Below are 23,908 nucleotides of genomic sequence, written 5' to 3' on the forward strand. Positions count from 1 at the left end.
CTTTTCTCGTGCTTCTCTGATGATTCATGTTGGCGAATAGTAAGTTTTGCCTAGAAAAGCTTTCGCGAAAAGAGGGAAAAAACATTGCACCGGAATGGCGCATGGAGGCTTCAGGAGCGCTTCATGCAAAGGGACAAAATTGAGACGCATTACGTTTTTTTAGGGACCTTTTGTCATGCTTCTCACCACCCGCCGGCAAGTTTGTTCGCTTGCTGCCGCACTGCCGGTCAGCGCTTTTGCTTCATCCGTTCAGGCGTCCGAAGCGAACGCCGGCGCAGAAAAGTCCCCGAAAGCGGAACTCTCCGTACTTCTTTATCCGGGCTTTGAAACGATCGACGCCATGGGCCCGGTTGAAATGTTCGGGAATCTCAGGGACTTTTCCATGCGCTTTGCATCCCTCGAGGGCCGCGTCGTAAAGAGCGCCCAGGGCCTCCCGGTCATGACGGAAAAGTTTGAAATGGAAAACGCCTCGCCGCTCCTTCTCGTTCCCGGCGCAGCGCCCGCCTTTCTCCCGAAGGACCCGCGCTTCTTTGAAATGCTCAAATCCGCCGCCCAGAAAGCAGACTATGTGCTCACGGTCTGCACCGGCTCTCTTCTCGTGGCAAAAACCGGACTTCTCAACGGGAAGAAGGCGACGAGCAACAAGAAGGCGCTCCCGATGGTGATGAAGGCCGTGCCTCAGGTCGACTGGCAGAAAAAGGCCCGCTGGGTGGTCGACGGGCGCTTCTATACGTCTTCAGGCATCTCGGCCGGCATGGACATGGCGCTCGGCTTCATTGCCGACCGCTTCGGCGAGGCGGAAGCCCGGCGGATTGCAGGATTCACCGAATACCGACGCATCGCCGATCCTTCCGACGATCCCTTCGCAATTTAAAAAAGTCTGAAGCCAGAAAAAAGAGGCGCCTTTCCAGTTTGCGAAAGCGCCTCTTTTTCTCGTGAAGCCGGGATGAACGGAAGGAGACTCCGCTCAGTTGCCTGCGGCCGCAGCCGACACCAGGGCCTTAAAGAGATTGAGCGCCTCGGGCCGCTCGTGCGAGAGCATTTCCGGGTGCCACTGCACCGCGAGCATGAAGCGCTTCGTCGGATCGTTGAAGGATTCAACAATGCCGTCCTTCGTTGAACGAGCGTTGAGGACGAGCCCTTTTCCGAGCGTCTTCACCGCCTGATGGTGGCGGCTGTTGACGCGAATTTCGCCCGTACCCTCGATTTTCTCAAGAAGCGTTCCGGGCTCCACCGTCACGCCGTGCGTCACGACCGCATAGTCCTCGGGCTGGCGATGCACATCCATCGGGACGCCGAGCTCGGTCGGAATGTCCTGAATGAGAGTGCCCCCATAGACGACGTTGAGCACCTGGCAGCCGCGGCAGATTCCGAGGGTCGGGAGATCATGCTCAATTGCAAGCTTCGCGAGCACCATCTCGAGTCGATCGCGTTCGGGTGCGAGTTCGCCGCAGGCGGGAGATTTTTCTTCTCCATAAAGCACGGGATCGATGTCGGCGCCTCCCGTAATGAGAAGGCCGTCGAGATGACTGAAAACCTCCCTCATGTCCGCCTCATCAACGCTGATGGGCAGAAGCACCGGAATGCCTCCCGCTCTCGTCACCGACTGCAGATACTGATTGCGAACGCCCAGGACGGATTCGGGCTTCAGGTCCGGCGTTACGCCGATCAAGGGCTTCATGGCGCTTTGGGTCCTTACTTGACGGGAAAAAAATCGGGTCGAAAGGCTTACGCGGCCTTCCGACCCATAGGATTTTATTTTTGAGCGAAACCTTCCCGAATCAGGCGGTTTGCTTATCCGAAGACGTGTTCTGCAAACAGGAGCCTTCTACAAGCGCTTCGGTAAAGGTCGTCTTCTTTTCGGCCTCTTCCTCGGCGGTCTTCGCCGTTTCGACTTCAAGCTCCGTCTGCAGGAGCTTCACCATCATGAAGCGGTTCAGAACTTCACGGGCAAAGAGGAGGAACCCCAGGTAGAGCTCGCTCTTTCTGAGCGAAATATGCTCGTCGCCGATCTGCACAAGGAAGCTCTGCTGGGCAAGATCGAGGTGCTCGAGCACGCGCGTGCAGGCCTGGGGGCTGAAATTGTCGCGCACCTGCTGCATTTCCTTGGCGAGAAGAATCGTGTTCTCGCGCATCTTTCCGCGGAAAGGCGAATGGCTGTTGGCGACGTAATTTTCCGCAACCCCGAGCTGATCGCGCAGCGAGTGGCTCACTTCCTTCATGTTGGTGAAGGCGCGGTAGTAGAAATTGCGCGCATCGCGGTCGCGCTTTCTGCCGCCGCCCTGGAGCGCCATGCTGTAGTAGACGCCGCGGCGTTCAGAGATTTCATCCATGAGGGAGATCGACTCGGCCTTCAGCTTCGCAAGGCTCGCATCGTCTTCGCGCAGGAAGGCAACGAGGCCGTCGGAGAAGACCGTGAGCGTGCGGTCGAGATAGTGATTGACGTTCGTCGTGAGAAGCTCGCAGATCGAACTCTGGTCGCCCTTGTCGACCTGACGCGCCGTCTCTTCCGTTTCTTCCGGCGCTTCCTTCGAGAAGAAGTTCGTGCGCGCAATCACGCAAAGGGCAAAGATCATGCCGATCAGAATGACGGGTTCGCCCCAGAAGGCCATCAGAGAAGCCACAAAGCCGCAGGCGGTGGCAGCGCTGAAGGCCGTGAGGAACCAGCCCGTAATCACGGTAAGAACGCCCGAAATGCGGTAGACGGCGCTCTCGCGGTCCCAGGCGCGGTCTGAAAGCGACGACCCCATCGCGACCATGAAGGTGACGTAGGTGGTCGAGAGCGGCAGCTTCATGCTCGTCGCCGAAGCAATGAGCGCCGCCGCGAGCACGAGATTCACGCTCGCGCGCAGTTCGTCGAAAGGCAGCTCAATCTGACCGGGCTTCGGACGGGGCTTCACGAACCGGGTATCGAGCGCCGCAAAGACGGATTTCGGAATGATCTGATGGAAGACGTCGTTCATCCGCAGGGCGCTGCGCACCATGACGCGCGCCGGGAGCGAGGAGCCGAACTGCTCCTTGCCGCCGCGGGTGGCGGACGAGAGATTCACGGCCGTGCGGATCACGCGGTGCGCCTTTTTGGAGAACCAGAGCGTGAGGCACATGACGATGCCCGACCCCGCAAGAATGACGGTCGGCGTATGCGTGATGTTTCTTAAGCCCCCCATCGTCATCACCTCAGGATCCGCACCCGGCTGAGAGGTAAAGAGATGGAAGCTGTCGAGCGCCGCCACCGGAACGCCCACGAAGTTGACGAGGTCGTTTCCGGCAAAGGCGAAGGCGAGCGCAAAGGTGCCCGAAAGAATGATGAAGGGGAAGATGTTGGCGCGAAGGAAGATGATCGCGCTCTGGAAGACGACAAACCAGAAGGCGAAGACCCCGATAAGGATTCCCTCCGTATTCTCATCCATCCAGAGAATCCACTCGGGCTGCATGAAGCTCGCGCCTCTCGCGCCCTTCATGACGAGGAAGTAGAGGATTGCCGTAAGCGACACCGCGCCGAAGATGCCGCCCGCCCAGCGGTACATCCGTTCATATTGGAAGGTGAAGATGAGGCGCAGGATGTACTGAATAACGAGGCCCGCCACAAAGGCAATGATCACGGAAACAAGAATGCCCATGATCATGGCAAGGGCCTTGCCGGAGTTGACGTAGCTGCCGAGCTCGGAGAAAGGCGCTCCGCTCATCCAGATCTTGGTGCAGGCGACGGCAAGCGTGCCTCCGAGAAGCTCGAAGACGATGGAAACCGTGGTGGAGGTGGGCAGTCCCAGGGAATTGAAGGTATTGAGAAGGAGCACGTCAGTCACGATGACTGCGCAGAAGATCACCATCACTTCCTTGAAGGTGAGCATTTCCGGCACGAAGACGCCGGTCTTCGCGATCTCCATCATTCCGGAGCTGAAGGTGGCGCCGAGCAGCACGCCGACACTCGCCACCGAAAGGATCACCCAGAAGGGAGCAGTGCGGGAACCGACAGCGGAATTCAGAAAATTAACGGCATCGTTTGAAACGCCTACGAAAAGGTCGCAGATGGCAAGAGCTGCGATCAGGGCCAGGACGGTGTAAAGAAATATGTCCACGATTTGCCTTTATGCCCGCTTCTGCATGCCCTGCCCGACACGGCCTTCCCTGCAGGAAGGCCTTGTTTCAGGAGTAGGCAGACGTGCTGACGAGCTCATTTCCGGAATGTAATAAATATGTAACCCGACATTTTAGGGAAGCGCATCGGGCGGATCAATTAGGCCGAAATATTTATACCGCGCGCGGTATGCCTCCCTCATGCGTTCAAAGCCGGGTGCTCACGCCGCTCATGTTGGGTTCAACATGCGGGCGCTTGAGGTAGAGCCAGACCACCATCGGAAGCAGGATGAAGCCCGCGAGGAAAACGACAAACTTGATGCTGAACCACATGGCGAACATGCCGCCAGCGATCGGGCCGATGACGCTTCCCACCTGCTGCGCGGCATAGGAGAGCCCGAAGATGCGGCCGCGGTCTTCCGGGCCCGTCGAATGCGTGAGGACGGCGTTGATCGCAGGGAAAATGCCGGCAAACGCCAGCCCGCCCACAAAGCGCCAGGCGCCGAAGGGAACAATCGTGTCGGGGATCGCCTGAACCATGCCGAAAACGGCAGAGCCCAAGAGCGCAATGTAGAGCACCGGCCGGTAGCCCCATTTCTGCCCGGCAATGCCCCAGAGGGGCGACGCGATGACTCCCGAGAGACCTACAACCGAGAAGAGGATGCCTGAAACCAGGACGAGCCGGTCCATGCTTCCCTGAAGTTCTCCGACATAAAGCGGCAGAATCGGCTGCAGAAGAAGAATCGTCATCTGCACGACGCCCGCCGTAATCAGCATGCGCTGCACCACGGGCACCTTGAGGAGATTCGTCTTCGGACGGGGCGCTCCGCTCTTGACGACCTTCTTTTTCTTCGGCTCGCGCACCTTGAAGATGATCATGAGCGAGATGATGAAGAGCGCCGCGGACCCCAGAAAGAAGGTTGCCCGCATGCCGAAGCCTTCGGCAAGAAGACCGCCCAGAAGAGGCCCGAGGACGCCGCCCGCCGTCATGCCGGACTGCATGGTGCCGAGCGAAAAGCCGAGCTTGTCCTTAGGCACCGAAGAAGAAATGATCGCGAGGCACGCTGGCCAGAGGCCGGCCGCAAATCCCTGGAAGGCGCGAACGGCAAGAAGCTGCCACTCGTTCTGCACGATGCCGCCGAGACCGTAGCTCACCGCAAGAAGAACAGCGGCGCGCACGGCCATAAGCTTCTTCGACTTCTTGTCCGCCATGGCGCCCCAGATGGGAGCCATGACGCCCGAGATCAGAAATGAGATCGAAAAGACAAGGCCCGACCAGAGATTCACGTCTTCCTGCGCTACCTTGAGTTCGTCAAGGAGATACATCGGCAGGAAGGGAATCAGCATCGTGTAGGAGAGAGACATCAGAACGGAGGCGGCCGTCAGAATTGTGAGCGTCATCTTCCAGTTCTGAAGAATGTCCTTCTGCAGCTCCTCCTCAGCCGCACGATCCACCCCGTCCTCGGACGGTTCGCTCGAAAGCGCGGGCTTCTCGTCAGCCTTGGCTTCCTCTTTTTTCGCCGGCCTGGCGGAGAAATCAATTTCATGAGGCTCGTCATAGACGCCCTTTGCCTCATTCTCCGCGCGGCGGAGTTCTTCGGCCTCATTCGGAGTCGGCGCGCCTTTCTCGGGCTCGATCCCGGAAATCTTCTGATTCTCTTGCGTCATGGGCGGCCTCTATGGATTTGTTGTCTTCGCCTGGGCTCCGAGAAGCTGCTGGGTCCGGAGGGCGATTCAAGCGGGCTGAAATTTGTAAAGCGGAATCCTGCGATTCTCTAAAATGAAATGCTACCCCTGATGCGGCTTTTGCAAAAGTCAGGAAAACGCCTTCTCTTTACCGCAGCGCCGGAAAAAGCTGGTCAACAAGGTTGCGCGTAATGAGATCAAGGTCGCCCCAGGCGCCTGCAAGGAGCGCGTTGGGAGATGCCTTGTGAGACGCCTGACGCCAGCCGGCAGCCGAAGTTCCCGGATCCCGGCGCCAGACGGAGCGCTGGGTTTCGCCGGTAAAGAGATCGCGGTAGTCGAGCGTGATGGATTGAGGCAGATCGCCCGGCGTAGACATTTCGGAGCCGGAAATGGCAACAAGAAAGCGGCATCGGCGGGGATTGGGCTCTTCGTAGCCCTTCAGAAACGTAACGATGTAGCCGCGGTCGCGCAGCGCCCGGTGAACGGAAATATCAAGCTCGGTTGAATGGAAGCTCCCTGCTGCAAGACATACTTTTTCGCCTTCCGCAGGAATACCCGAAATGAGCCCTTCCGGATCCTCCGCACGCGCATCAAGAACGGACTCCCGCTGAAATTCAGAGGCGCAGCCCGTGAGGAGCGCAAGAAGCGCTGAGGCGCAGATGGAAATGACGGCGATTCGCTTCATATGAATAAGTTGTCGATCTGTTGAATGCGAAATCTATTCTTCAAGATTAACTCAATTCAGACGCACCCGAAGAATCAGAGCTCCTCTGCCGCGAATATACTCAGTGCCTCGCTCCACCTCATTTACAACTCACTCCGCATAAAGCATGTCTCAGCGTCCTCAGCTCTATAACCCCAAGCTCGTCTGCGCCGCTGCGCTTTTATTCACTCCCATTTTCGGCGCCGCGCTCCAGGCAAGGAACTGGATGGCTCTCGGCGAACCCGACAACGCCCGGGCAAGCCGCATGTGGATTCGCTCCTCGCTCTGGCTGATCGTCATGTACCTTGTCGTACAGACCCTCTTTCGCAATGAACCGATCATGGACTGGCTCGGCCCCTACTTCCTCGTCGTGCTGTGGGGCGCATGGATGCTGACGAGCGGCTGGCAGCAGCTCGTCGTCGTTTCGCGAACCGTCGGCAAAAACTATGATTCGCTCCCGATCGGCCGCGCCATCATCCTGGGCGCCGCCGGATGGCTTGCCTACGGTCTTGTCTCCGCCACAATCACGCTCGGGCTTGTGCTCGCCGGGATTGAACCCTTGTCCGCGCTCACGGAGACGCCGAAGGAAGAACAAAACGGCGTCATCATCCGCGTTCCGAAGGAGGGCGATGCTCCGATTGTCGAGCCGCTCCCCAGGGAAAAGCAGGACGCCGGAGCGGCAGCCGAGCACTAATGCCCAAACGCCCGGATCCCTTATTTGAAATTCCCCGCCCCGCCGCCTTCACCGAGCCCGTGCTCGACCTTCTGGGCGGCGTGGCGCGCCCTCGCTCCCTAAGCGGAGAAGAGGCGATCGCCGCCCTCGCACGCATTGAGGAATCCGCCCGTCAGGGCGATCCGGAAGCTGAGGCGGAACTTGCGAGGCGGCTTCTTACCGACGCCCCGAATGCGCGCAGCAACCGTCGCGCCCTCATTCTGCTTCGCAAATCCGCTCAGCAGCATTCACCGGCCGGGCTTCATCTCCTCGCGCTTCTTCATCTCCGGGGGCAGGGAATGAAGAAAAACGCTGCCGAAGGCGTCCGGCTTCTGGAAGAAGCGGCTTATATGGGGAACGCCTCTGCGCAGACGGACCTTGCCAAAGCCTTTGCTTTGGGAATCGGCGTTCCTAAGGATGAGGGGAAAGCCCTCTACTGGCTGAGGCTCGCTGCCGCCCAGGGAGACAACCTGAGCGCCCTAAGGACCGGGCGCATGTATCGGGACGGCGACGGCACCCTGCAGAACGAAGGAGAAGCTCAGAAATGGCTCGAGCAGGCGGCGAGGTCCGGGATTCCTGAAGCTCAGTTTGAACTCGCCGAACTTCTCAGGCGCCGCGACATTTCCGCACGGGACATCCCAGGCGCCCGCCGCTGGATGCGGGAGGCTGCTTTTTCCGGAATTGTGGAGGCGCAGCTGCGAATCGGCATTGCGAGCTGGTCGGGTGCGGGCGGCGCCGTCGATCAGCGCGAAGCCGTCCGCTGGCTCTGCCGCGCGGCAGAAGGAGGCTCCATCAAGGCAGCATCCATGCTCGCGGGGTTCCTGATGACCGGCAACGGCCTCCCCATGTCGCTCCCGCGCGCCTGGACGCTCTTTTGCTGGGCGGCAGAGCGGGGAGATGGAGGCGCTCAGGCGACGGCCCGCATTATTGAGAAGCAGCTGACCGACGAGGAGCGTGCGGACGGAGAAAAACTCCTCCGGGAGGCTTCGCCCAGAGCAATGCTCGAATCTCTTATCCCGCGAAGCGATCGTTAAGGCAAATTTCCAAAGAGACAAAAAAAGAGTCATTGTCGAAGATCCGGCCTCCGGTCGTCCGAATGCGTTCGCATTCGACGTCCTTGAGGGCAGCCTCTTCGAAGCAATGACTCCAGAAATACCACCAAAGGAGGTTGTCTCAATCGCCTGAGACAACTGCCGCGAAATTCGCGACAAGTGCATTTTCGCACGATCCAATCCCATCCAATTGAAAATTTTGCATTTCTTTCGTAAAAATTTTGTGATCTTTGCTAAGGCTCAAATGAGCGGGGCGCTCGAACCTATTTTCTGTAAACTTGAATACCTATTAAGGGCCAAATAAAAACCCTTGTACCTGTGAAGAGGCGTCGAGCGCTTCGAGTCCGACGCTGCCGGAAATCACTGTCGGATTCGGCTCTGATGACAATTTTTTTACGCGACCAGTCGGAAGATAGTGTTAGAGTCTCTCTACGGCCATGGGAACAGCGGCTGCAGGAAACGTCTCAGGGGGAGAGCTCTTCTGCGGTACGCCCGGACCGTCCCAGAAATCCGCCGGGAATATCCCGAGCGGACAGAATTTATATCCAGGAACTCTCTCTCCCAAGGATTATTCAACATGAACCGTCTCGAACTCGTTGATCGCGTTGCTGCTCGTAATACCGCCTCCAAGGCAGAAGTTGACCGCATCATCGTGAGCGCGCTCGAGGAAATCATCTCGGCTGTCCGCGATGGCGAGACTGTGACGCTCATCGGCTTCGGCACCTTCAAGTGTGCTGACTGCGCTGCGCGTACGGGCCGCAACCCCTCCACGGGCGAACTGATCCACATTCCGGCCACCAAGAAGCCGAAGTTCATCCCGGGCACGTCCTTTAAGGAACTGCTCAACAGCGACAAGTAAGCCGCTTCAACCCAAAAACCATTAAAAAAAGCAGCCTTTCGGGGCTGCTTTTTTATTTCTGAGATCGTGCGCCTCATTAACGGTCGTTGCGGCGCTCAATGAAGCGGGAAAAAGAATTTCTTAGAAAAACTCTCGCCTCTTCTGACGGATAGTCCGAACCCACGGCCGGGAACGATGCAAAAAAAGTTCCCATGGGGCGTCGATAAATCTGGAGCGCAAACGTTTCCACGTTTTGAGCCTTCAGCCACCGGGCAAGTTCAATGAGCTTTTCTTCCGGCAAATAATCCGGGTGTGCGGTCGTGCGGCACTCGAACGGAACGCCAGAAGCCTGAATGAGCCGGAAGGACTCCAGAAAATGCGCGGCCGAATGCGCCCTCCCCGTCACCCGGTCATAGAGTTCCGCATCCGCGGGCGGCGCCTTGACGTCGAGCCCTACCCAATCGATCAGAGGGAGAATTTCCTCCAGGCGTTTCGGAATCATGCCGCCGGTATGAAGGCCCACGGCAAAGCCCATCGCCTTCACCTTCCGCACGGCATCGGGAAGCGCTGGATCGACCGTGGGTTCGCCGCCCGAAAATACAACGCCGTCGAGAAGTCCCTTGCGGCGCTTCAGGAGCGCCTCAAGCTTTTCCCAGGAATCGTGCTCTAAATCCGGAGAAAACTCCGGGGGCTGCATCCAGGGATTCTGGCAGTAAACGCAGCGCCAGGGGCATCCCTGAAGAAAAGCGACGGCGGAGAGCTTTCCTGGGAAATCAATTGTCGTAAAAGGCGTTATCCCGGCAACGCGCAAAGCGGATGCCGGGACCTTTTCTTCAGACTCCCGATTCCTCGCCTCCTCGAGACGAATCACCCGGGAGGTGCCTGAGGCGCCGGAGTCAATCATCTTCAAGCGAAATCAGCGATTGCAGCATGTGCGGTGAATCTCGCCGTGACCTTCAGCGCTTTTCTCCGTGAAGCAGACGCGTTCCTCAAATTCGCCCTTTTTGCCAATGTTGAAGCTCTGAACCGGACGGTGGTAGCCCATTACGCGGGTCCAGACCTCGCACTTCTGGCGCTCCGAATCCTTGAGCTCAATCTGTTCATTCTGTTCAGTCATTTTTCTTCTCCAGTCGATCGGGATGAAAGCAGTCCGCCGCGGACTGCGGCTGTGAATGACCGCAGATCGGACAAGGACGCTTCGTCCCATAAGGTGCCCGCCATCATATCAGGCGAGCCCGGAAATGCGAATTAAAAATTCGCTATTAACGCTATACAAAGTATTTCCTCTGAAGAATAGCCACTACATATAGCTTTCATATGCCATTAACTGGCAGCCTTGGCGTCTCCCGCACGCTCTGCTTTCCCGGCGAGCGCGCGGCGCTTTTTAGCAATGAGCTCCGCATCGCACTTCGGACAGAAGTCGTGGCGCCCCGAGAGGTAGCCGTGCTTCGGGCAGATCGAGAAAGTGGGCGTGATCGTGATGTAGGGAAGGCGGAAATTCGTGAGCGTGCGGCGCACGAGATCCCGGCAGGCTTCCGCCGAACTCACTGCCTCGTTCATGTAGAGGTGAAGCACCGTGCCGCCCGTGTACTTTCTCTGCAGATCATCCTGACGTTCGAGCGCCTCAAAGGGATCGTCCGTGAAGTTGACGGGGAGCTGCGAGCTGTTGGTGTAATAGGGGTGCTCAGGCGTGCCCGCCTGCAGGATGCCGGAGAAGCGCTTTCTGTCTTCCTTCGCAAAGCGGTACGTCGTGCCTTCCGCCGGCGTCGCCTCGAGGTTGTACATGTGGTCCGTCTCTTCCTGGAATTCCACGAGGCGCGAACGAACGTGGTCCAGGAATTCGAGCGCGAACGCATGCCCCGCATCCGTCGTGATGTCGTCCGCGTCGTTCGTAAAGTTGCGAATCATCTCATTGATGCCGTTGACGCCGATCGTCGAGAAGTGGTTGCGCAGCGTCCCGAGGTAGCGCTTCGTATAGGGGAAGAGCCCCTGATCGATATGACGCTGAATAACCTTGCGCTTGATCTCAAGGCTCGTCTTCGCGAGCTCAAGAAGGTAGTCGAGGCGTTCGTAAAGGTGCTTCTTGTCGCCCTTGAAGAGGAATCCGAGACGCGCGCAGTTGATCGTCACGACGCCGAGCGACCCCGTCTGCTCGGCCGAACCGAAGAGACCGTTGCCGCGCTTCAGAAGCTCCCTCAGATCGAGCTGCAGCCGGCAGCACATCGAACGGATCATGTTGGGCTTCAGTTCCGAATTGATGAAATTCTGGAAGTACGGGAGCCCGTAGCGCGCCGTCATGTCGAAGAGCCTCAGGGCATTGGGGCTGTTCCAGTCGAATTCCGGAGTGATGTTGTAGGTGGGAATCGGGAACGTGAAGACGCGGCCCTTGGCATCGCCCTTGAGCATCACCTCGATATAGGCGCGATTGATCATGTCCATCTCGTCCTGCAGTTCGCCGTAGGTGAAGGGCATGGTTTCGCCGCCGATGAGGGGATGCTCCTTCTTCAGGTCCTCAGGACACGTCCAGTCGAACGTGAGATTCGTGAAGGGCGTCTGCGTGCCCCAGCGCGAGGGAACGTTCAGGTTGTAGATGAGTTCCTGAATGCACTGCAGAACCTCCTCATAGGGGAGGTTGTCCTTGCGGATATAGGGCGCAAGGTAGGTGTCGAAGGACGAAAAGGCCTGAGCGCCGGCCCACTCGTTCTGCATCGTGCCGAGGAAGTTGACGATCTGTCCGGTGGCTGAAGAGAGGTGCTTCGGGGCATTGGCCTCGACCTTTCCGGCTACGCCGTTCAAGCCTTCCTGCAGCAGCGTTCTGAGCGACCAGCCGGCGCAGTAGCCCGAAAGCATGTCGAGGTCGTGCACGTGCACGTCCGCCTCGCGGTGCGCGCGGCCCACTTCCGGGGGATAAATGTAGTTGAGCCAGTAATTGGCAACCACTTTGCCGGAAACATTCAGAATGAGGCCGCCCAGAGAATAGCCCTGGTTGGCGTTGGCATTGACGCGCCAGTCGAGCTGATCGAGATACTCATTGATGGAGCTCTCCACATTGACCCAGCTCTTTTTGGCGTCGCGCGCCTTGGCGCGGGATTCGCGATAGACAATGTAGGCGCGAAGCGTCGGAAAATGTCCGGTTTCAAAGAGCGCATGCTCCACGGCATCCTGCACCCACTCGATATTGGGGGTGCGCGACGCATCGTGATCGGAAAGACGGGGAAGCACATGCTCCTCAACCACGCGCCGAGCTTCCTTCTCATCGAACTCGTTCGTTGCACGTCCGGCCTTAGCCACAGCCAACACGATTTTTTCCGCATCGAAATCCCTGATGGATCCGTCGCGCTTGAGGAGATGCTGAGGGAGGGCGCTAGACATGCTTCTTTTCCAGATAAATCAAAAGAATATAAGAACTACAACCTATAGTAGGTCTTGAAAATAAACAAACTATAGATTGTGGTTCTCAGGAGCAGGGGTGAAAACTATAACAGAGCACCGCCGCCCTCGCCTACTCCCTTCGAACATGTACCGAAGCTCACAGAAAACGCTTTCCTTGTCTGAAGCGACTTTATGAGACAAAAGCTCATCGAACAGGGTTTTCCCGCATCCTGAGGATCATTTGCACGAATCGGAATCCTCATGCTCCATCTTCTCAAGGGATTTTCCTGAGGATGCATCTAATCAAAAATCCCTAGAATGAATATCGGATCAATTCCTCCTTCCGGCTCGCTCCGAGCCGGCAAGGCGTGCGTCGACATCGGGCGCTTCCGAGGGGCTGTATTGGAATGGCCGCCGAAGCGTTTTGCCGGCCGTCATTGCTAATGCAAGCATGCCGCGCCCGAATGTTGTTCCAGCCCGCGATGTCTGAAGGCACCGCGGGCTTTTTTTTATTTCAAGCCCCTCCCGAAGCCGCGTTCTTATACGCAGAAATACGAATCCAGCCTGACGGACAAAAACGTCTTCAATATTCCCTTACATTTGACATAAAGATTGACAATCGTCAAGAAGATGTCATCTCGCCGGCCTTCTGCCGTCATGACAGGGGGACTCTCCGCCAAACGCCGCCGGCGGTCAGGCGCCCAATATGAAGCGCGGAAGAGTTCCTGGAATAAGGCACTAATGATGGCTTCATGCCGCCCAGGGCGGAAAGAAAAATGCGGAGAGACGCTTCAAAAGAAGGACAGGGGCCGTCATAGGCCTCTCCAAAACGGCCGCAGGGCGCGGCATTTCCGAATACACGCCGTGCAAACGGATATGAAAAAGGCTGACGACGTCCCTTTTTTCCGTCGTCAGCCTTTTCTAGGGTGCAGCCAATTTGTAATGACGCGGGACCAACCACATCACTTTCTTGCGTTTGAGGAGCAACACATGACTTTCTTTTATTCGCTGCGGAACTAAAGTTACGCTCTTTACCCCTTCCACGCAAACCCTAACCTTCTCGTGCGACATCGCACCATTACGGTGCATTTTAAGGGTTATCCATTAATCATATAACGCATTTTTATTTTGACCAGGGTTGAGAAGAGTTGTTGATGTACGTATTCTCACGTATGCATCAGGCTTCCCGTCTATCTGCCTCTCCGCGACAGCCGGTTCTCGTTCTTCAGAAGCATGGAAGCGGGTTCTCCCTGCACTCATCCTTCCGCATGAAGGCCGCTCCTCACAAGAAAGCACTGCGGTGCCCCGCGCCCGCCGTCACCGATACAATTCGAGGTGCACTTTCAGGAGCGAACCGCTCTCCGGGTTTGCTGTTTTTTCTTCAGGTTCATTCCTGAGCCGGCAGAAATTCAATTTTCTCCGCCACCCAAATTTCATAAAAATGATGAACACCATGTCTCGTCAAGAAGAAGGCCTTGAGCGCATCCGCGACCTGGATGTACTCTCCACAATTCCCGAGATGCTCGCCCTTCAGGTTGAGAAGCGTCCGAATGCCGTCGGCTGGAAATCCTGGGATGCGAAGAAGAAAGAATGGCGCGACTGGACATTCCGTGAGGCCTATGACGAAGTCGAGCGCTGGCGTCACGCGCTCGCCGGCATGGGGCTCGAACGCGGGGCGCGCGTTGCGATGCTCCTTCCCAACTGCATGGAAGCGGTGCTCTTTGACCAGTCGGTCCTCGCCAACGCCTTGACGCCCGTACCGCTTCACGCCATCGACACGCCGAAATCCTCGGCCTACATCCTCAACGATTCGGGCGCCGAGATCCTCGTCACCAACAAAAAGCTCAAATGGCGTCAGATCCGGGAATCCGCGGAACTCCCGAATCTGAAGCTCGTCGTCATTACGGACGATGAATTCTCTGACGATCCGGATGCCGCTATTCCGACGATGTCGCTCGAAACGTGGCTCCAGAAGACGCCGGATGCGCCGCTTCCCCCCGGACCGCGCTCAACCGATCTCGCCGCACTCGTCTATACATCCGGCACCACCGGAAGCCCGAAGGGCGTCATGCTCACGCACCGGAATGTTCTCTCGAACCTCCGCGGCGTTCTTCTGAGCCTGCAGCCCTGGAGCGGCGAAACGCTGCTTTCCTTCCTCCCGCTCTCCCACACGTTTGAACGCACGGCGTCCTACTACCTCGCGGTGGGCTGCGGGCTGACGCTCGCCTTCAACCGATCAATTGCGAACCTTGCCGACGATCTGAAAACCATCCGCCCGAGCATCCTGATGTCGGTGCCCCGCGTCTACGACATGATCTACGGGAAGCTGCGCGACGGGCTCGCAAAGCAGCCCAAGTACGTGCAGTATCTCTTCGACTGGGCGGTGGAAGTCGGCTGGCGCCGCGTCTGCCGTGAAAATAATCTCCCTCTCGAGCCCTCCGGCCGCGCATGGCTTGATCCCTTCGTAGCCGGGTTCCTTGACCGCAAGGTGGGCAAAAAGCTCCGTGCGGTCTTCGACGACAACATCCACCTCTACATTTCCGGCGGCGCTGCGCTCAACCCTGCCGTCGCCCGCGTCTTCCTTGCGCTCGGCGTCCCCATCTACCAGGGCTACGGCATGACGGAGACGAGTCCCATCATTGCAGTGAACCGCATCGGCAGCAACCATCCGACCACGGTGGGTCCGAAGCTCGACAATATTGAAGTGCGCCTCTCGCCCGAGGGAGAACTTCAGGTGCGCGGGCCATCGGTCATGCAGGGCTACTGGCATCGTGAAGACGCTACGAAGGCGATTCTTTCCGATGAAGGGTGGCTCTCCACCGGCGACGTGGCGGAAATCTACGAAGACGGACATATCCGCATCACCGGCCGCATCAAGGAAATCATCGTCACCTCTTCGGGCGAAAAAGTACCGCCCGCAGATCTGGAAGCGGCGATTGAGTGCGACCGCCTCTTCTCGCAGACGATGGCTGTCGGCGACGATCGTCCCTGCATCGGACTCGTTGCCGTCGTCAATCCCGATGAATGGAAGCGCTTCGCCGAAAGTCTCGGGCTCGACCCCGAGGATGAGAAGTCCCTCACCTCGCGCGAAGCCACTCAGGCGGCTCTGCGCCGCATCAAGGCCGCTTCCGCGGGCTTCCCCAATTACGGCGTTCCGCGCGTTGTCACGCTGCTCAGAGACCCGTGGACGATTGAAAACGGTCTCCTCACGCCGACCCTCAAGATTAAGCGCGCCCAGATCGTGCGCCGCTACGGCGACAAAATCGACGCCATGTACGAAGCCATCGCCCCGAAGAAGAAGGCCTGACCGCAGAAAAAATGCTTGATAGAGATCTTCCGACGGGCGAGCCCGTCACCATTCCTCAGTACCTTGCCCGCACCGTACGGGAGATGCCGGAACGCGAAGCCTTCCGGCAGTTCGACTATGCGGAAAACCGCTGGATTTCCGTCACCTGGCGCGAGTTCTGCCAGTCCGTGATGCGCTGGCGGCGCGCCTTTCATGCGGCAGGACTGCGCCCGGGCGACCGTGCGGCGATGCTCCTCACGAATTCAATAGACGCCGTTACGTTTGATCAGGCGGCGCTGGCGGCAAATCTCGTTCCGGTTCCGCTCCACGCGATTGATACGCCGGGCTCCTCCTCCTACATCCTGCGCGATTCCGGAAGCCGCATTCTCGTCACGACCTCGAGAGCGCGCTGGAACGCCATTCACGCCGTTTCCGGGAAGCTTCCCGACCTCATGGAAGTCGTCCTCATCAATGACCTGGGCGACGAGGAAGAGGACGGCGTGCGCGTGACGGGACTTGAAACCTGGCTCGCGCGCGGAAACGGCATCGCTGACGAGGCATTGCCCGATGGTCCTCAGGCCGAGAGCCTCGCGGGCTTCATCTACACATCGGGCACGACCGGGCGGCCGAAGGGCGTCATGCTGACGCACGCCAATCTGGTGGCGAACGTGAAGCAGATTTCTGCCCGCGTTGAGGTCACGCCCGACGACGTCTACCTTTCGTTCCTGCCCTTCTCGCACACGTTTGAACGCACGGTCGCGCACTATGTTGCGCTCGCGCACGGCGCTTCCATGGCCTTCGCCCGCTCGGTCGCCCATATCGAAGCCGACCTCGCGGAAGTGCGTCCGACCCTCATGTGCACGGTGCCGCGCGTGCTGGAGCGCATCTACCAGAAGCTGCAGCTCGAGCTTTCGAAAGCTTCCGAACACGATCAGTACATTGCCGCCTGGGCAGCGGAAGCCGGCTGGCGGCGCTTCTGCCGCGAGAATGGTCTTCCCGTGGAGCCTTCCGAACGCGCTCAGCTCGACGAAACGGTGCTTCCGACGCTTGACGAGGATGTCGGCGTCAAGGTCCGCGCCGTCTTCGGCGGCCGCATGAAGGCCATCTTCGCGGGGGGTGCGAGCCTCTCGGCCACTGTTGCCCGCTACTTCTGCGCAATGGGACTTCCCATCCGTCAGGTCTACGGCCTCACGGAAACAAGCCCCATCATTTCCTTTACTTCGGACCGCATGAACCACCCCGACTGCGTGGGCTGGCCTGTGGACGATACGGAGGTGAGACTCGGCGAACACGACGAACTTCAGGTTCGCGGACCTCAGGTCATGCAGGGATACTGGAAGCGCCCGGCCGATACCGCCCGTGCCTTCACCGAGGACGGATGGTTCCGCACCGGCGACCAGGCCGATCTTTCCGACGGCGGGCGCGTGCGCATCAGGGGACGCCTGAAGGAAATCATCGTGACCTCCACGGGCGAAAAGATCGCTCCGGTGGATCTCGAATTTGCCATTCAGAATGATCCGCTTTTCGAGCAGGTCTTCGTCTACGGCGAAAACCGTCCCTTCATCAGCGCGCTTCTCGTTGTGCAGCCCGAGCTCTGGCAGTCGCTCTGCCGGGAAATGGAGCTCGATCCCGAGGATCCCGCCACCCTCACGGACAGGAGCATGACGAGGCTTCTTCTGAAGCGCGTGCGCGCAGCGGCGAAGGACTTCCCCTCCTACGGCATCCCGCGCTCGATTGCCGTCGTGCGCGAACCCTTCACGATTGAGAACGGCCTTCTCACGCCCACCATGAAGCCGCGCAGAAAGGAAATTTTCGCCCGCTGGGGGCACCTGATTGAGGCCATTTATTCAGGACATCCTGCGGCCTGATTCCTTACGCACCGGTCCTGATGCCCGCTCAACCGAGCATCTTTTCAAGGCGCTCCGCACTCATCTCCGGGTGCGGAGCGCTTTGCATCCCGGGGCATCAAAAAAATTTCGAACCGAACCACACGGGAAAGTAAAAAATCATTAGACTGCGTGCGCAAACCAATCTCGGATTTTCCTTCCTCGCCGCTCCGGTGCTTTCATTCCCAGAGCGGCATGCATGAAGAAGAAGGAACATTCAGCCCGCGGGGAACGCCTGTTCCCTCCCGGCGCAGACTGAATTCAATTACGTGCCGTACTCCGGATTCCGCAGAGCGAAAAGCCTCTGCAGGGTTCGACCGGTGTATTTTTTTTTGCACTCAGAGGTTGTTATGCGACTCCTTCAGACGGCTTACACGTTCGACGACGTTCTGCTCGTTCCCGCCTATTCGGAAATCCTCCCGCGCGACACGCAGCTTCAGACGAAGCTCACCCGCGGTCTTTCGATCAATATTCCGATGGTTTCCGCCGCCATGGATACGGTGACGGAAGCGAAGCTCGCGATTGCCCTCGCTCAGGAAGGCGGCATCGGCTTCATTCACAAGAACATGACCGCCGACCAGCAGGCTGCGGAAGTCGCCAAGGTGAAGCGCCACGAAGCCGGCGTCGTTGCCGAACCGATCACGATCGGCCCCGACATGCTTGTGGGCGACGTGATTGCGCTTGCCCGCGAACACCGCATTTCCGGCCTCCCGGTTGTTGCCGAAGACGGCTCCGTTCTCGGCATGGTCACGAACCGCGACCTGCGCTTTGAAACCCGCATGAGCGTTCCCGTCCGCGAAGTCATGACGCCGCGCGAACGCCTCGTCACGGTTCATGAGGGCGCCTCCCTTGAAGAAGCCAAGGAACTCATGCACCAGCACCGCCTCGAGCGCGTGCTCGTCGTCACCAAGGACTTCCACCTCGCCGGCCTCATGACGGTGAAGGACATCACGAAGGCAACGGATCACCCCTTTGCCGCCAAGGATTCGAAGGGCAAGCTCCTCGCGGGCGCTGCCGTTTCCGTCGGCCAGGGCACGGAAGAACGCGTCGAGAAGCTCGTTGATGCCGGCGTCGACGTGATCGTCGTCGATACGGCTCACGGCCACTCGAAGGGCGTTCTCGACCGCGTCAAGTGGGTGAAGACGCACTATCCGGATCTGCAGGTGATCGGCGGCAACATCGCCACCGGCGAAGCTGCGCTCGCCCTCGTCGAACACGGCGCCGACGGCGTCAAGGTCGGCATCGGCCCGGGCTCGATCTGCACGACCCGCATTGTTGCCGGCGTCGGCGTTCCTCAGATCACCGCCATCAGCAACGTCGCCGAAGCGCTTCAGGGCACGGACGTTCCCTGCATCGCCGACGGCGGCATCCGCTTCTCGGGCGACATCGCCAAGGCGATCGCTGCCGGCGCGAGCTCCGTCATGATGGGCGGCATGTTCGCCGGCACGGAAGAAGCTCCGGGCGAAGTGATCCTCTACCAGGGCCGCTCCTACAAGTCCTACCGCGGCATGGGCTCGCTCGGCGCCATGGGCAAGGGCTCGGCCGACCGCTACTTCCAGGACAACAACCAGGGCAACATCGACAAGTTCGTGCCGGAAGGCATCGAAGGCATGGTTCCCTACAAGGGATCCATCTCCGCGATCATCTATCAGATGATCGGCGGTCTGCGCTCCTCGATGGGCTACTGCGGCTGCCGCACGGTCGAAGAAATGCGCACCCGCGCCCGCTTCGTCCAGATCACCGCCGGCGGTCTGCGTGAATCGCACGTCCACGACGTGAAGATCACGAAGGAAGCCCCGAACTATCGTCAGGCCAACTGATAAAGCCCCGACGCGGGAAGCTCCCTCTTACTAGAGAGCGTCCCGCTCTGGAGCAAAAAACGTCAAGGCGCCCGAACCCCCGAAGAAATCCGGGCGCGGGCGCCTTTTCATTTTGTTATAGTCTCGCCCGAATCTTCACTAAGGGCCTTGGAAGCATTCCGCTCAAGCGCATTTAGTAAGAGACAAATTCTTTTTCCCGAACTGCAGCGTACCCATGCAAACCTCTCACGACCGCATTCTGATTCTCGACTTCGGCAGCCAGGTGACCCAGCTCATCGCCCGCCGCGTGCGCGAAGCCCACGTCTACTGCGAAGTTCATCCGAACGATGTTTCGGCGGACTTCATCCGCGAGTTCGCCCCGAAGGGCATCATCCTCTCGGGCTCGCACATGAGCGCCTATGAGGAAAGCAACGACCAGGCGAGCCAGGCCGTCTTTGAGGCGGGCGTTCCCGTTCTCGGCATCTGCTACGGCATGCAGACGATGGCCCAGCAGCTCGGCGGCAAGGTCGAAAGCGGCGCGAAGCGCGAATTCGGCTACGCTGAAGTGCGCGCCCGCAACCATACGAAGCTCCTTGAAGGCATTGAGGACTTCCGCACGGAATCTGGCGAAGGCATGCTGAAGGTCTGGATGTCGCACGGCGACAAGGTGACGGAGCTCCCCCCGGGCTTCAAGGTGATGTGCTCGACCCCGTCCTGCCCGATCGCCGGCATGTGCGACGAAGAGCGGGGCTTCTATGCCGTGCAGTTCCATCCTGAAGTGACGCATACCGTTCAGGGACGCCAGATTCTCAACCGCTTCGTGCTCGACATCTGCAAGTGCCGTCCCGACTGGGTGATGGGCAATTACGTTGCTGAAGCCGTTGAAACCATCCGCCGCGAAGTGGGCGACGAGGAAGTGATCCTCGGCCTCTCGGGCGGCGTCGACAGCTCCGTGGCTGCTGCCCTCATTCACCGCGCCATCGGCCGGCGCCTCACCTGCGTCTTTGTCGACAACGGGCTCCTTCGCAAGGGCGAGCGCGAACAGGTTCGCGAAACCTTTGAAAAGAACATGGGCCTCAAGCTCATCGTGGTTGATGCCGTCGACCGCTTCATGAATGCGCTCGCCGGCGTCTCCGACCCCGAGCAGAAGCGCAAGATCATCGGCCGCGAATTCGTGAACGTCTTCCAGGCGGAAGCCGAAAAGATCAAGAATGCCCGCTGGCTCGCCCAGGGCACGATTTATCCGGACGTGATCGAATCCGCCGGCGCCAAGACGAAGAAGGCGAAGGTGATCAAGAGCCACCACAATGTGGGCGGCCTTCCAGAGACGCTTCACCTCAAGCTCCTCGAACCGCTGCGCAGCCTCTTCAAGGACGAAGTGCGCGAACTCGGCATCGAGCTCGGCCTCCCCGCTGAAATGGTCTACCGCCATCCCTTCCCCGGACCCGGCCTCGGCGTCCGCATCCTGGGCGAAGTGAAGCGCGAATACGCGGATCTTCTGCGCGAAGCCGATGCGATCTTCATCGAGGAACTCCGCAAGGCCGGCCTCTACGACAAGGTGAGCCAGGCGTTCGTGGTCTTCCTCCCGGTCAAGTCCGTGGGCGTCATGGGCGACGGCCGCACCTACGAATGGGTGGTGTCGCTGCGCTCGGTCCAGACCTCCGACTTCATGACGGCCAAGTGGAGCGAGCTCCCCTACGAGCTCCTCGGCACCGTTTCGAACCGCATCATCAACGAAGTCCGCGGCATCAACCGCGTGGTCTACGACGTGAGCGGCAAACCCCCTGCCACGATCGAATGGGAATAAGTTTTCCCTTGAATCCGCACATTCAGCAGCCTGAGATCCGGTGTTTCACCTGCTGAGGGATCGAAAAGAAGGCAGTCCGCATTGAGAAGGACTGCCTTCTTTCGTTGGAGCGCCTGCCCAGGCAGAACGTATCCCGGAGCAAGCCCCAAAAAATCGGCGCCTTCCCCGCAAGAAACAGGGAAAGCGCCGATCAGGCTCTTAATTAGTTCCAACGTCAGTCGAGCGACTTGATGCTGCCCGAGAGTTCAGCCAACTTCATCGCGACTTCAGCCGCCTTGTCGAGCGATTTCACGGGAATGCATTCATAGATCCCGTGGAAGTTCATGCCGCCCGTAAAGACATTCGGGCAGGGAAGACCGCGCACGGAAAGACGCGCGCCGTCCGTTCCCCCGCGAATCGGCTCCTCGATCGGTTCGAGCCCCACCGCACGATAGGCTTCGCGTGCAATTTCAAGAACCTTCGGCGCCCGGTCGAGGTAGGGACGCATGTTCTGGTAGCTGTCCTTGATTTCAAGCTTCGCCTTCGCCTGCGGATAGAGCGCATTCATCTTTTCAACGAGACCGGCGAGAAGCGTCTTCTTGGCTTCATAGAGCGCCGCATCGTGGTCGCGGATGAGAATCCGGATCTTCGTTGCGACGACGTTCCCCTGCATCATGTTGGGGTGGAGGAACCCTTCGTGGCCGGCCGTGCATTCCGGACTCATCTCGGCGGGGAGCATTTCCATGAATTTCGCCGCGAAACGCAGCGAATTCACCATCTTGTCCTTCGCGAGCCCCGGATGGACGCCCACGCCTTCAATCGTCACGATGGCGGTGCCGCCGTTGAAGTTTTCGCTCTCAAGGGTCCCCACTTCGCCGCCGTCGAACGTATAGGCGTACTGCGCGCCAAAGTGCTCGATATCAAAGTTTTCCGTACCGCGGGCGACTTCCTCATCGGGCGTGAAGCCGATCGCGAGGCGCGCATGCGGAATTTCCGGGTGAGCAGCAATTTCGGCTGCCATCGTCATGATGGCGGCGACGCCCGCTTTGTCGTCAGCACCGAGAAGCGTCGTGCCGTCCGTGAAGATGATGTCTTCGCCGGCGTACTTCGTGATTTCGGGGAAGTCGGCAGCCTTGAAGATGATGTTCTTTTCGGCATTGAGAATCACGTCGCCGCCCTCATAGCGCAGGATCTGCGGCTTCACGTTTTCGCCCGAAGCATCGGGAGACGTGTCCATGTGCGCAATGAAGCCGATCGAGGGACAGGCTTCGCAGCCCTTTGAGGCGGGGATTTCGGCGTAGACGACGCCGCCATGGCCCACATGGGCATTCCCGATCCCGTAGGACTTCAACTCCTCAACAAGCGCTTCGGCGAGCTTCAGCTGCTTTTCCGTCGAAGGTGCCGTGCTGCTATCCCGGGCAGACTGCGTATCAAAGCTCACGTAGCGAAGGAATCGCGATTGAACCGTGTCCGTCATGATGATTTTCTTTTGCCTTTGAGTGATGTTTAAAGAGATTCTTCTTTCCTGAGAGGGCACTGCTCTTCTGAAACAATGCCCTCCTTCAGACTTTCAATCAATATTCATTGAAGATGCGCTGAATTTCCTTGGGATCAGTCGTCTTCGTGAGCGCGAGCTGGAGAAGCAGGCGCGACTTCTGAGGATTCAGGTTTCCCGCAGCAAGGTAGCCCTGCGCTTCGTCCTCACCGGAAAGCACGCAGTCGCCCGTCGGCACGCGCTCGGAGAGAACCACGGGGAAGCCCTTCTTCATGAGAGGAACGTAAAAGTCCTTATGTGCATTCGGAATCGAACCGTTGCCCATGCTCGCCGAAACAATGCCCTTGGCGCCGTTCTTCAGAGCGGCTTCGGGCATCCTGGCGTCATCGCCGGGAAGGGCATAGACGACGTCCACACGCGGGAGCGTCTCAAGTCCCTTCACGTCGAATTCGCTGTTGGCCGTATGGCGGCGGGTTGAGAGCCGATAGAGCACGGGCTGAGCCTTGCTCATGACGCCGAGATAGCCGTACTCAGGCGCCTGGAAGGTAGCAACGTTGCTCGTATTGAACTTCGTCGTTTCGCGTGCGGCGCAGATGCGGTCGTTCATGACGATCGTAACGCCCACACCCTTCATCTTGGGCGAAGCTGCTGCCTGAACGGCCTCAAGGAGATTCATCGGACCGTCGGCCGAGATGGCCGTTGCCGGACGCATGGCGCCTACGAGCACCACGGGCTTGTCGCTCTTCACCGTCAGGTTGAGGAAGAAAGCCGTTTCTTCAATCGAATCGGTGCCGTGCGTAATTACGATGCCGTCGATTTTCGGATCCGCGAGGAGCTCATTCACACGATTGGCAAGGTGAAGAAGAATCTTCGTGTCGACGTTGTTGGACGAAATATTAGCGACCTGCTCGCCCGACACTTCGGCATAGTCCTTCATCTGGGGGACTGCCTGAATCAGGGTGTCGATTCCGAGCGACCCCGCCTTATAGCCCGTCACGTCGGTGCTCTTCTGCGCGACGCCCGCAATCGTGCCGCCGGTAGCGAGGATTTTGACGGAGGGCAGAGCAAAGGACTGCGAAGCGAAGGCCATGGCGATAATGCCGCCGATAATCGTCATCGTCTGCTTGAGTTTCATGTGAAGCTCCCGAAAATTGCCGGCGCCCCGTAGGTTCTTATGAGGCGCCAGCAGGGTTAAGCAAAGAAGTGTTTGGACTTC

Annotated in this window: 17 protein-coding genes; 8 read left to right on the forward strand and 9 right to left on the reverse strand. The window is 58.8% G+C overall.

The window, feature by feature from the left end:
* The first annotated feature begins 175 nt into the window (after positions 1-175).
* A complete protein-coding gene (locus tag FG381_RS05180) occupies positions 176-874 on the forward strand; it encodes a DJ-1/PfpI family protein (protein ID WP_139687846.1) in 699 nt (232 codons plus the stop codon).
* Between the two features lie 93 nt (positions 875-967).
* On the opposite strand, the gene FG381_RS05185 is transcribed toward FG381_RS05180, so the two are convergent.
* The 4 genes from FG381_RS05185 to FG381_RS05200 all read right to left on the reverse strand — a co-directional run bounded on the left by FG381_RS05185 (position 968) and on the right by FG381_RS05200 (position 6,448).
* The gene (locus FG381_RS05185) at positions 968-1,681 is read right to left on the reverse strand and encodes a gamma-glutamyl-gamma-aminobutyrate hydrolase family protein (protein ID WP_139687847.1); all 714 of its coding nucleotides are present in this window, start codon (positions 1,679-1,681) and stop codon (positions 968-970) included.
* Between the two features lie 100 nt (positions 1,682-1,781).
* Positions 1,782-4,079 (reverse strand): inorganic phosphate transporter, encoded by a 2,298-nt coding sequence (locus FG381_RS05190; RefSeq protein ID WP_139687848.1) that lies wholly within the window; start codon positions 4,077-4,079, stop codon positions 1,782-1,784.
* Between the two features lie 205 nt (positions 4,080-4,284).
* A complete protein-coding gene (locus FG381_RS05195; RefSeq protein ID WP_139687849.1) occupies positions 4,285-5,745 on the reverse strand; it encodes an MFS transporter in 1,461 nt (486 codons plus the stop codon).
* A 166-nt stretch (positions 5,746-5,911) separates the two neighbouring features.
* Positions 5,912-6,448 (reverse strand): hypothetical protein, encoded by a 537-nt coding sequence (locus FG381_RS05200; protein WP_139687850.1) that lies wholly within the window; start codon positions 6,446-6,448, stop codon positions 5,912-5,914.
* Between the two features lie 145 nt (positions 6,449-6,593).
* Between FG381_RS05200 and FG381_RS05205 the strand changes: the two genes are divergently transcribed.
* The 3 genes from FG381_RS05205 to FG381_RS05215 all read left to right on the forward strand — a co-directional run bounded on the left by FG381_RS05205 (position 6,594) and on the right by FG381_RS05215 (position 9,089).
* Positions 6,594-7,160, forward strand: coding sequence for a hypothetical protein (locus tag FG381_RS05205; protein WP_139687851.1), 567 nt, complete (start codon positions 6,594-6,596; stop codon positions 7,158-7,160).
* Positions 7,160-8,212, forward strand: coding sequence for a tetratricopeptide repeat protein (locus FG381_RS05210; protein WP_139687852.1), 1,053 nt, complete (start codon positions 7,160-7,162; stop codon positions 8,210-8,212). The genes FG381_RS05205 and FG381_RS05210 overlap by 1 nt, the downstream gene beginning before the upstream one ends.
* Positions 8,213-8,807: 595 nt before the next feature.
* Positions 8,808-9,089, forward strand: coding sequence for an HU family DNA-binding protein (locus FG381_RS05215; protein ID WP_139687853.1), 282 nt, complete (start codon positions 8,808-8,810; stop codon positions 9,087-9,089).
* Between the two features lie 76 nt (positions 9,090-9,165).
* On the opposite strand, the gene FG381_RS05220 is transcribed toward FG381_RS05215, so the two are convergent.
* From FG381_RS05220 to FG381_RS05230, 3 genes are all read right to left on the reverse strand, one after another.
* Complete coding sequence (locus FG381_RS05220; RefSeq protein WP_139689141.1) at positions 9,166-9,972, reverse strand: anaerobic ribonucleoside-triphosphate reductase activating protein; 807 nt, start codon at positions 9,970-9,972, stop codon at positions 9,166-9,168.
* A 12-nt stretch (positions 9,973-9,984) separates the two neighbouring features.
* Positions 9,985-10,185, reverse strand: a complete 201-nt coding sequence (gene nrdD, locus FG381_RS05225; RefSeq protein ID WP_139687854.1) for an anaerobic ribonucleoside-triphosphate reductase — start codon at positions 10,183-10,185, stop codon at positions 9,985-9,987.
* Between the two features lie 206 nt (positions 10,186-10,391).
* A complete protein-coding gene (locus tag FG381_RS05230; RefSeq protein WP_139687855.1) occupies positions 10,392-12,440 on the reverse strand; it encodes a ribonucleoside triphosphate reductase in 2,049 nt (682 codons plus the stop codon).
* Between the two features lie 1,453 nt (positions 12,441-13,893).
* Between FG381_RS05230 and FG381_RS05235 the strand changes: the two genes are divergently transcribed.
* The 4 genes from FG381_RS05235 to guaA all read left to right on the forward strand — a co-directional run bounded on the left by FG381_RS05235 (position 13,894) and on the right by guaA (position 21,218).
* On the forward strand, positions 13,894-15,747 hold the full coding sequence (locus tag FG381_RS05235; protein ID WP_322618362.1) for an AMP-dependent synthetase/ligase: 1,854 nt from the start codon (positions 13,894-13,896) through the stop codon (positions 15,745-15,747).
* An 11-nt stretch (positions 15,748-15,758) separates the two neighbouring features.
* The gene (locus tag FG381_RS05240; protein ID WP_139687856.1) at positions 15,759-17,594 is read left to right on the forward strand and encodes an AMP-dependent synthetase/ligase; all 1,836 of its coding nucleotides are present in this window, start codon (positions 15,759-15,761) and stop codon (positions 17,592-17,594) included.
* A gap of 368 nt (positions 17,595-17,962) precedes the next feature.
* Entirely contained in the window at positions 17,963-19,432 is a 1,470-nt protein-coding gene (guaB, locus tag FG381_RS05245; RefSeq protein ID WP_139687857.1) for an IMP dehydrogenase, read from the forward strand.
* A gap of 214 nt (positions 19,433-19,646) precedes the next feature.
* Complete coding sequence (guaA, locus tag FG381_RS05250; RefSeq protein ID WP_139687858.1) at positions 19,647-21,218, forward strand: glutamine-hydrolyzing GMP synthase; 1,572 nt, start codon at positions 19,647-19,649, stop codon at positions 21,216-21,218.
* A gap of 214 nt (positions 21,219-21,432) precedes the next feature.
* On the opposite strand, the gene pepT is transcribed toward guaA, so the two are convergent.
* Both pepT and FG381_RS05260 read right to left on the reverse strand, forming a co-directional pair.
* A complete protein-coding gene (gene pepT / locus FG381_RS05255; RefSeq protein ID WP_139687859.1) occupies positions 21,433-22,674 on the reverse strand; it encodes a peptidase T in 1,242 nt (413 codons plus the stop codon).
* Positions 22,675-22,771: 97 nt separating this feature from the next.
* Complete coding sequence (locus FG381_RS05260; RefSeq protein WP_139687860.1) at positions 22,772-23,827, reverse strand: type II asparaginase; 1,056 nt, start codon at positions 23,825-23,827, stop codon at positions 22,772-22,774.
* Between the last annotated feature and the right edge of the window lie 81 nt (positions 23,828-23,908).

The organism is Sutterella faecalis, from assembly GCF_006337085.1.
GTDB classification, from domain to species: domain Bacteria; phylum Pseudomonadota; class Gammaproteobacteria; order Burkholderiales; family Burkholderiaceae_F; genus Sutterella; species Sutterella faecalis.